The 8,374-nt window shown below is 53.3% G+C and carries 4 protein-coding genes and 2 pseudogenes; all 6 read right to left on the bottom strand.

Annotated elements, in window-relative coordinates; genetic code table 11:
• Nucleotides 1-739 precede the first annotated feature (739 nt).
• The 6 genes and pseudogenes from DXA15_RS23785 to DXA15_RS23810 all read right to left on the bottom strand — a co-directional run bounded on the left by DXA15_RS23785 (nt 740) and on the right by DXA15_RS23810 (nt 8,239).
• Nucleotides 740-2,448, bottom strand: a pseudogene (locus DXA15_RS23785) (fimbrillin family protein).
• Between the two features lie 22 nt (nt 2,449-2,470).
• Entirely contained in the window at nt 2,471-4,036 is a 1,566-nt protein-coding gene (locus DXA15_RS23790) for a fimbrillin family protein (protein ID WP_075965650.1), read from the bottom strand.
• Between the two features lie 22 nt (nt 4,037-4,058).
• Nucleotides 4,059-5,633 carry a fimbrillin family protein gene (locus DXA15_RS23795; RefSeq protein ID WP_128135688.1) on the bottom strand — a complete coding sequence of 525 codons (1,575 nt, stop codon included), beginning with the start codon at nt 5,631-5,633 and terminating at the stop codon, nt 4,059-4,061.
• Nucleotides 5,634-5,667: 34 nt separating this feature from the next.
• Nucleotides 5,668-6,555 (bottom strand): fimbrillin family protein, encoded by an 888-nt coding sequence (locus tag DXA15_RS23800; RefSeq protein WP_128135689.1) that lies wholly within the window; start codon nt 6,553-6,555, stop codon nt 5,668-5,670.
• 20 nt (nt 6,556-6,575) lie between these two features.
• The gene (locus DXA15_RS23805; protein ID WP_077153019.1) at nt 6,576-7,463 is read right to left on the bottom strand and encodes a FimB/Mfa2 family fimbrial subunit; all 888 of its coding nucleotides are present in this window, start codon (nt 7,461-7,463) and stop codon (nt 6,576-6,578) included.
• Nucleotides 7,464-7,479: 16 nt separating this feature from the next.
• Nucleotides 7,480-8,239, bottom strand: a pseudogene (locus tag DXA15_RS23810) (DUF3575 domain-containing protein).
• Nucleotides 8,240-8,374 lie beyond the last annotated feature (135 nt).

The raw sequence follows: 8,374 nt of genomic DNA on the forward strand, positions 1-8,374 counted from the left end.
ATGAGTATGAGAAAAGTATTAGGAATTGTAACACTTATTTTAGTATAAGTTGTTCTGAAAGCGATTTATTGGTAGATGGAAAATTTAATAATGAACTTATCTATACTTCTTTAAAACCAGTTTAAAACCAGATTCAGTATTATTACTTAGTTTGAGTTGTGGTAATCGGTGTTTACCTGAAGTAAATGTTTATCATTCTGTTGATGAAAAATATAATTGGTTAACTAAATCTCCAATATCACAGGATAGTGATCCCCACCCTTCATATGATATCTTCGTACACATGTTCTTAGCTGTAATCTGCTATCGATAAGGAAATAATCTAATTCTCGACCTGAAATATGTGTTGGCATACCACAACAAGCAAAATTAGCACTATTTCCCGGCCTACTCCTGGTACCTGTGGTCATTATTCTTAAATATTCTGATAATTCGCTTGGAGTCACATTCATGTCCCCACCAATAATAAATGGGTGATTTGCGGATGATACCAATTTATTTATATCTATAGCACCACATCCGGATTGGCAATGAATGGTATAAATTTCAAGGCCTCTATAATTAAGACCAATAGACCACCGACCTGTTTCTGACTGCGCATAAGAATAGGAAGGGCTAAAATTTATATCTGCAATGACACCAGTATTACACCGTGTGTTTCATCACGTCCTCCTTTCTTTATTGGGATTATACTTCAGTTAATGTTTGTTGCGGGCGGAACTTTTCCGCCCGCAACAGCTTACTGCTTCCTCAAGGTAGGCAATGCTCCGTTAAGTTCGTAACGCCACTCTGAGCCTGCGTTCTGCAAGGCGGTGTTCATGGCATCGACGGCTTTCTGCCAGGTAACGTCAGTGCCGTCTACCTTCGTGACTTCGGTGTCGGTGCCTACCTTATTGTAGCCGATGCCTTGTTCCTTATTATTCTTCCAGTAGCAGGCGGTCACGGTGGTGGAGTTATATCCACAAAAGCCGCCGATATACACATTGACGGTGCTACTACCTGTACTGGTTACGTTGCCCGTGGCATAGCAGGCAAGGATGCGGCTTCCTCCGTTGAATCCCACCGCACCGCCGACATCGATATTATTTATGGGGGCTATTTCTAAGGTCACGTTGCCCGTGGCATAGCAAGCGGTCATGGTGGCATTCGAATTCGTCTGACCTGCCACGCCGCCGACATCGACCGTTCCCTTCACTGTGGCCGAGGAACTGCATCCGGTGATGGAACCGCCCCATTGAGCCCCCACCACACCGCCGACGTACACCGTGCCGCTGACGCTGCCCGACACCGAGCAGTTTTCAATAGTGCCCCGGCTAAATCCTACCACGCCACCGGCCTGGCTCGACCCGTGATTGCTTGTTATCTGTATGCCTTCCATCACCACGTTCTTCACCGTACCAGCTCTATTGAGATAGCCGAACAGACCCACAAATTGGTCATTTGTCGTAACGGCCAGCCCCGTGATGGTATGGCCGCCGCCGTCGAAAGTGCCTTTGTATGAGTTATCGAAGCTTGTGCCTATCGGCGTCCAGCCTTTGCCCGTCAAGTCAATGTTTTTGTCGAGGGTAATGTTAATGTCGGTCTTACCTCCGTTCACTAAATCGGCTACATGCATCAGGCCATCGGCGGATGTCACGGTGTAGCTGCCGTTGCCCTCTATGGTATATCCCGGGTCTTTTGCCGCAGTGAGGGAGACTGTGTAGGTATATTCACCGCCCGCCTGCCAGTCGGTAGCATTCTTCATCTTATAGACGAAGGTCTTGCCGTTAGTGAAGGTGCAGGTAATGAAGGCCGTGCCAGCTACCACACTTTGTGGGGCTACGAGGGCGGTGTAGGTGTTGCTACCCTTGTCATACGGGGTGATTTCGGCCGGGTTGCCGCCTTCGGTGGAGAGACCCGTCAGCCGCACAGATGCCAGCCCCTCGGTGTAGTCCGTCAGAACGATGGTTACCCGCGCCGTGCGGTGGGTGAAGCGGAGCGTGGGGCTACCATAGGTCACCGTCTGTCCGTCGGCTACGATGAGGTCGCTGCCCTCGAAGTCTTTCCGGGCACTTTGGTTGGCTTTTACCTTCACAGCAGAAGGGGTTGTCTCGCCAGCGGTGTAGGGCCACCACGCTGTGACGGTGATGTCTTTGCGGTTGGTCCAGTAGTGCGGGTCGGTGGAGGTCAGCGTGGCGCTGGCGGGGTCGGCGGTGGTGAGCGTCACGTCGTATGCCTTCACCGTGCCGTCCATCAGGACTGCCACGCTCTGCACACCCTCCCAGTCGCCGTCCACGGTGGAACGGGTATTGGCGATGGCTGTCGCAGCGGGGTTCAGCCCCGTGGCGGTAAAGACGATGGGTGTGCCTTCCGCCCCTTCCTGCAGGAGCCCGCTTCGTCCTGCGTGCAGGCGGCAATGCCGAGCAGCAGGGCTATGGCTGCAGATGTATGGATGATTGTTCGTTTCATGATGCGTGTTGTTTAGGGTTCGTTATTGTTTCTTTTGCAATACGGGCAGACCGTCGGTGCCGAGTACCCACTGGTAGTCGCCAGCGGTGAGGGCGGTGTTCATGCCGTCGACGGCTGTCTGCCATTTCACTGTCGCGCCGTCCACCTTCGTGGCATCTACCTTTTCTCCATGATCACGGAATACTCCTTGCCCGACATTGCCTCCCCAATAACAGGAAGTTATAATTTTGTAGTTATAACGCACTATAGCTCCGGATTCATACTCTTTCAATGTGCCGTCGAACCAGCAAGCGGTGATTCTGCCATAATTTAAATCGGCTATACCACAAGTTCTACCATATGCAGAAATTTTTCCCGTCACAGAGCAGGCAATGATTTGGCCATTATTTTGCTCCACTATTCCAGCTGCTGATCCACTATTGCCATACAGATTCACATCTATGAGTTGTAAGTTCTTTATCACTCCACGTTCATTTAATAACCCAAAAAGTTCAGTAGTCGCTGCTGAAAAGTTTAATCCCGTAATGCGGTGTCCCTGCCCATTAAAGATGCCGGAGTAACCTGGCCATGTGCCTATCCGTGTCCATTCCCTACCCGTCAGGTCGATGTCGGCGGTGAGGGTGCAATTTATTGATTCATCTTTTTGTACGGCTTTGTTCCATGCCAGCAAGCCGTCGGCGTTATAGACCGTGTAACTGCCGTCGTTCTGTATAGAATAACCCAAATCCTCAGCCTCACCGCTCTCGCTGCCACCGTCAGCCCAGTCACCGATAGTGCAGCCATCTAATGTCAGGCCAGTGGCGTTCACCTTAACGGTATATTTATAGCGACTGCCTGCTGCCAACACGACGTTGTTCTGCGGCCGGAAGTAGAAAGTGCCGCTGCCGAGTTCCACCCTGATGAACGGCTTGCCTGCCACAACGGTCTGCGGAGCGGTCAGTGCCTCGTAGGTGTTGCCGCTTGCGTTGTAGGTCTTGATGGCGGTCGGGTTGCCGTTATCGGCAGACAGGCTTACGAGGCTCACCGTGGCACCGGCGACGCTCGTGAATCCCGTGCCGGGCTTCAGATCGATTGCCACGCGTGCCGTGCGGTGGGTAAATTCAAGTGTCGGGTCGTCAAATTTCACCGTCTGGTTTTCGGCAGAGATGAAGTCGCTGTTCTGAAAGTCAGCCAATTTGCTCTGGTCTTCGGCCACCTTCACGGCAGGCATCTGTGTGATGTCGGCATTATCGAAGGGCCACCATGCCGATACGGTAATCGGGTCGCGGCTGGTCCAGTAGTGCGGGTCGTTCTCGCGTGAGAGTGTGGCACTCTTGAAATCGGTAGAAGCCGTTACGGTGTATTCCTTTACCGCATCGCCCGTCTTGAGTGCCACGGAAGTGACGCCCTGCCAGTCGCCGTCCACGGTGGCACGGGTTGATGGGGCTGCCTGCGGCGTTGCCTCTACGGACAGTCCGGTGGCACGGATGACTACGGGGTATTCTCCTTCGGGCAGACGGTTATCGTCGGCAAGTTCGTCCTGCGTGCAGGCGGCAAGGCCGAGCAGCAGGGCGATGGCTGCGGATGTATGGATGGTTGCTCGTTTCATGATGCGTGTCGTTTAGGGTTCGTTATTGTCTCTTTTGTAATACGGGCAGACCGTCGGTGCCGAGTATCCACTGGTAGTCGCCAGCGGTGAGGGCGGTGTTCATGCCGTCGACGGCTGTCTGCCATTTCACGGTCGCGCCGTCCACCTTCGTGGCATCTACCGTTCCTCCTTCAATACGGAATACTCCTTGCCCGGCATTGCCTCCCCAATAACAGGAAGTTATATCAGCGTAGTTATAACGCACTATAGCTCCATTGTTAGACTCTTTCAATGTGCCGTCGAACCAGCAAGCGATGATATCGCCATAATTTGATTCGGCTATACCACAAGTTCCACCATATGATGCAGAAATTTTTCCCGTCACAGAGCAGGCAATGATTTGGCCATGATTTCGGCCCACTATTCCAGCAGTATTTCCACTACTGCCATACAGATTCACATCTATGAGTTGTAGGTTCTTTATCACTCCACGTTCACTTAAGAGTGAACCCAAAAATCCAGTATTATTCATTGCTGAAGAGTTAAATCCTGTAATGCGGTGTCCCTGCCCATTAAAGACGCCGGAGTAGAATGTAAATATGCCTGACCGTGTCCATTCCTTACCCGTCAGGTCGATGTCAGCGGCGAGGGTGCAATTTATCGATTCATCTTTTTGTGAGGCTTCGTTCCATGCCAGCAGGCCGTCGGCGTTATAGACCGTGTAGGTCTTGGTGTTGCTGTCGTAGATGTAGCCCAAATCCTCGGCTGTGCCGCTCTCGCCGCCGCCGTCAGCCCAGCTGCCGATGGTGCAACCCTCTAACGTCAGGCCGGTGGCGTTCACCTTGACGGTATATTTATAGCGGCTGCCCGCTTCTAATACGACGTTGTTCTGCGGACGGAAGTAGAAGGTGCCGCTGCCGAGTTCCACCTTGACGAATGGCTTGCCTGCCGCAACGGTCTGCGGGGCGGTCAGTGCCTCGTAGGTGTTGCCGCTTGCGTTGTAGGTCTTGATGGCAGTCGGGTTGCCGTTATCGGCGGACAGGCTCACGAGGCTCACCGTGGCACCGGCGACGCTCGTGAATCCCGTGCCGGGCTTCAGTTCGATTGTCACGCGTGCCGTGCGGTGGGTAAATTCAAGAGTCGGGGTGTTAAATTCCACCTTCCGGTTCTCAGCAGAGATGAAGTCGCTGTTCTGGAAGTCAGCCAATTTGCTTTGGTCTTCGGCCACCTTCACGGCAGGCATCTGTGTGATGTTGGCATTGTTGAAGGGCCACCATGCCGATACGGTAATTGGGTCGCGGCTGGTCCAGTAGTACGGGTCGTTCTCGCGTGAAAGCGTGGCACTCTTGAAATCGGTAGAAGCCGTTACGGTGTATTCCTTTACCGCATCGCCCATCTTGAGTGCCACGGAAGTGACGCCCTGCCAGTCGCCGTCCACAGCGGCACGGGTGGAAGAGGCTGCCAGCGGCGTTGCTTCTACGGACAGTCCGGTGGCACGGATGAATACAGGGTATTCACCTTCGGGCAGACGGTTATCGCCAGCAAGTTCGTCCTGTGTGCAGGCGGCGGGGGCGAACAGCAGTGCGGTGGCTGCGGGGATAAATAATCTATGTCTCATAATTCTTTATTCTAATCGATTAATTATTAACATCCTACAGGTCAGCGCCCACTTCTCCGCCGTCTATATCGTTCCACTTTGCAATGGTGGCTTCGCTGACTTCAAGGACTTTGTTGCGTACCTTGACGGTATAGGTATAGTTGTTGCCCGCCTGCAGTGCGCCTTCGGGCACGGTGAGTGTGGCATGATATTCCTGACTTTTGTAATTCACAACCAACGGCAGGGATGCAACTGTCTGCGGGAAGAGGATGATCGATGACGTGAGAACGTCGTCTGCCAAATTCATGGCCAGTTCTCCGGTCTGTGCCCCGTTGTCTGCGGTGGCAATACCGTCGGCCGTGTTGAACGTACCGGTGAGTAACAATCCGTCCAGCGTGTAACGTTCAGGCTTGACCACGCTGAAATCCACGCCGTCGCCCGCCTCGAAGGTAAGGGTTATCCGGCTCATGCGGTGGTGGAAGGAGTTGTCTTCACCGCCTTTGCCGGTTTTGTCGGTGAAGCTCACTACCGGGCTTTTTTTGTCTCCCGTGGCTCCTGTGGCAAAGAGGAAGTCAATGGCAGACTGGTTCTGCTGCGCCGTGGCATCGGTCGTGGCTGCGAGGATACCTCCCGCCGCGTTGTACGGATAGTAGGCGCGGAAAGTATGGGTCTTTGTATCTTCGATATAGATGACCTTTTTTTCTGCCTCAAATTTCCCATTTTTCAGGATGAAAGGCACGTTGCCGTACTGGGTGTCGTTGCCGATGTCGGTGATGCCGATACGGTCGCCGTTATCCCAGGTGGTTCCGCTGGCGCGGGTGGCGAGGGCGATGTCGGCGGTAAACTGGGCGGCCACTGGGTCACCGTTCAGGTTCTCGTTGTCGTTGTTGCAGGCTGCCAGTGCGAGGACGAGCGTCGCAAGTGCAAAAAATCTTGTCTTCATTATATCTGTCATTATATTAGTTACAAATCGGCATTTACATCATCACCTTTCACTTCTTCCCAGCCGTTGATTTCGGCTCCGTCCACTTCCATGCCTTCGGGAGTCTCAACCAGCGTTCCGCCGAGGGTCAGCGATGCGCCCTTTCTGGTATTGAACTCCTTGAGGGCTTCCGTGAGGTCGCTTTTCAGCATCGTGGGGGTCGGGTTGCCGTCCGCATAGCGGATTTCACCCGTCAGCAGTTGTTCCGTGCCTGTCACACCCAGTAGCCGCACCGTGGCTTTCCACTTGCCAGCATCGTCACCTTCGGTTATCTTGGTGAAGGGCAGCACGACGTTCGAAGCGGCTCCGTAGGTATCAGTAGCGAAATTGAGTGTTCGGGCTGCACCCGTCAGATGGGCAACAATCTCCGTGATGCGTCCAGCGGCATCACCCGTCGGTTCGACGACAAGCGTCAGCTCGCGCACCTGCTGCTTCATTGTAGCGGTCAGCGGATAGTTCTTGTCTTTCTCGATGGTCACCTGTTCCGTATAGGTGAAGAACCATCCCGGGGCATTGTTCACAAAGGCATCCGTGCCTGCCCGGGTTCCCGTGGCTGCGGCAATGGTGGCTGTGGTGCCGTTCACCGTGATTCCTTCAGCCGGGTTCCACACCGCAAGGGTGTAGCTGCCCGGAGCAAACAGATGGTCGGGGGCATGGGTGGCGGAAGTCTCCGTACCCGTATAGTCGCCCATGGTGACCGTCCATGTGGCAGGTATGTCGATACCCTCACCGCGGGCCGACCAGTCGGCTGTTACCGCAATCTTCCCGTAGTCGGGGTGCGGCGTGTCATAAAGCGTGTCCTTCACGCAGGAAGAGAGCAGCACGGCGGCTGCCATTCCCATCATATTTATATATTGTTTTGCTTTCATATTCTATTCCTCCGTGTTAGAATAACTTCCATACCAATGTCACACCGGCATTGATGGGCCCCACCAATCTTTTGTCTCGTTGCCGTGGCGTACACGCACGCCGTCGATGACCTCATATTTCTCATAGTCGGCATTCAGGTAGCCCAGACCGAGGTTGAAATCAAGAGCCAGTGCCTTGTTCAGCCGCAGCTGGTGGCCGGCGGTGATGCCGCCACCCATCAGGTCGCCCTGTTTGCCTGTTTCGGAGAGCTTGTAGTTGAACTGTCCGGCCTTGAACAGCGCGCCCAGATACCAGGCTTTCTTCTCACCCATATAGTAACGCACTTCCGGAGCCACTTCCCAGAGTGCATAGCGGCGGTCCTTGTCGCTCCACGTCCATGAAGTCCACGAGCCGTTTACGGCAATGCCCCACGACGGCAGATGCGCCATTCCACGCCAAGATCTGGTGTCAGGGTAGCCCAGCGTAGCAGGTTGGCACGCAGGGAAAAATGATAGTCGGTTGGGGTTTTGGTTTCCAATGGCATGTCGGTATGTTTATTTTGTTGAGCAGCTTTCTCGGCTTCACTGCCCTGCGAATTGCAGTATCCGTCAACCAGTAGCGGCAGTTTGCCGTCAAGAATTGTGGTTTTGTTGTTTTCGATACATTCCAACAGGCGGGCAAGTTCCGTGTCATTGCCATTCCAAGGCACGTAGAACATGTCCTTCTGCGGAACGAACCGGAAAGTGTAGGTCGTGTCTGCTTTCTGCTGCGCAATGACAGGAAAAGTTACCGTCATCAGCCACAGAAACAGGGTAAGAAAAGCAGGGCGACCGCACCAAAATTCCTCTAAAAAGTTTATCATTGCAAAATGAATACCTCTAATTATTTTTCAGAAGTGACAGATCCTCGTGTAACAGGTCGCTGTCTACAT

The sequence above is a fragment of the Parabacteroides sp. AM58-2XD genome (assembly GCF_003463685.1).
Taxonomy (GTDB): Bacteria; Bacteroidota; Bacteroidia; order Bacteroidales; family Tannerellaceae; genus Parabacteroides; species Parabacteroides segnis.

Excerpts from the sequence above, each read along its gene's own strand:
- DXA15_RS23795 (WP_128135688.1), bottom strand. The coding sequence starts at position 5,633 with ATGAGACATAGATTATTTATCCCCGCAGCCACCGCACTGCTGTTCGCC.
- DXA15_RS23790 (WP_075965650.1), bottom strand. The coding sequence starts at position 4,036 with ATGAAACGAGCAACCATCCATACATCCGCAGCCATCGCCCTGCTGCTC.
- DXA15_RS23805 (WP_077153019.1), bottom strand. The coding sequence starts at position 7,463 with ATGAAAGCAAAACAATATATAAATATGATGGGAATGGCAGCCGCCGTG.
- DXA15_RS23800 (WP_128135689.1), bottom strand. The coding sequence starts at position 6,555 with ATGAAGACAAGATTTTTTGCACTTGCGACGCTCGTCCTCGCACTGGCA.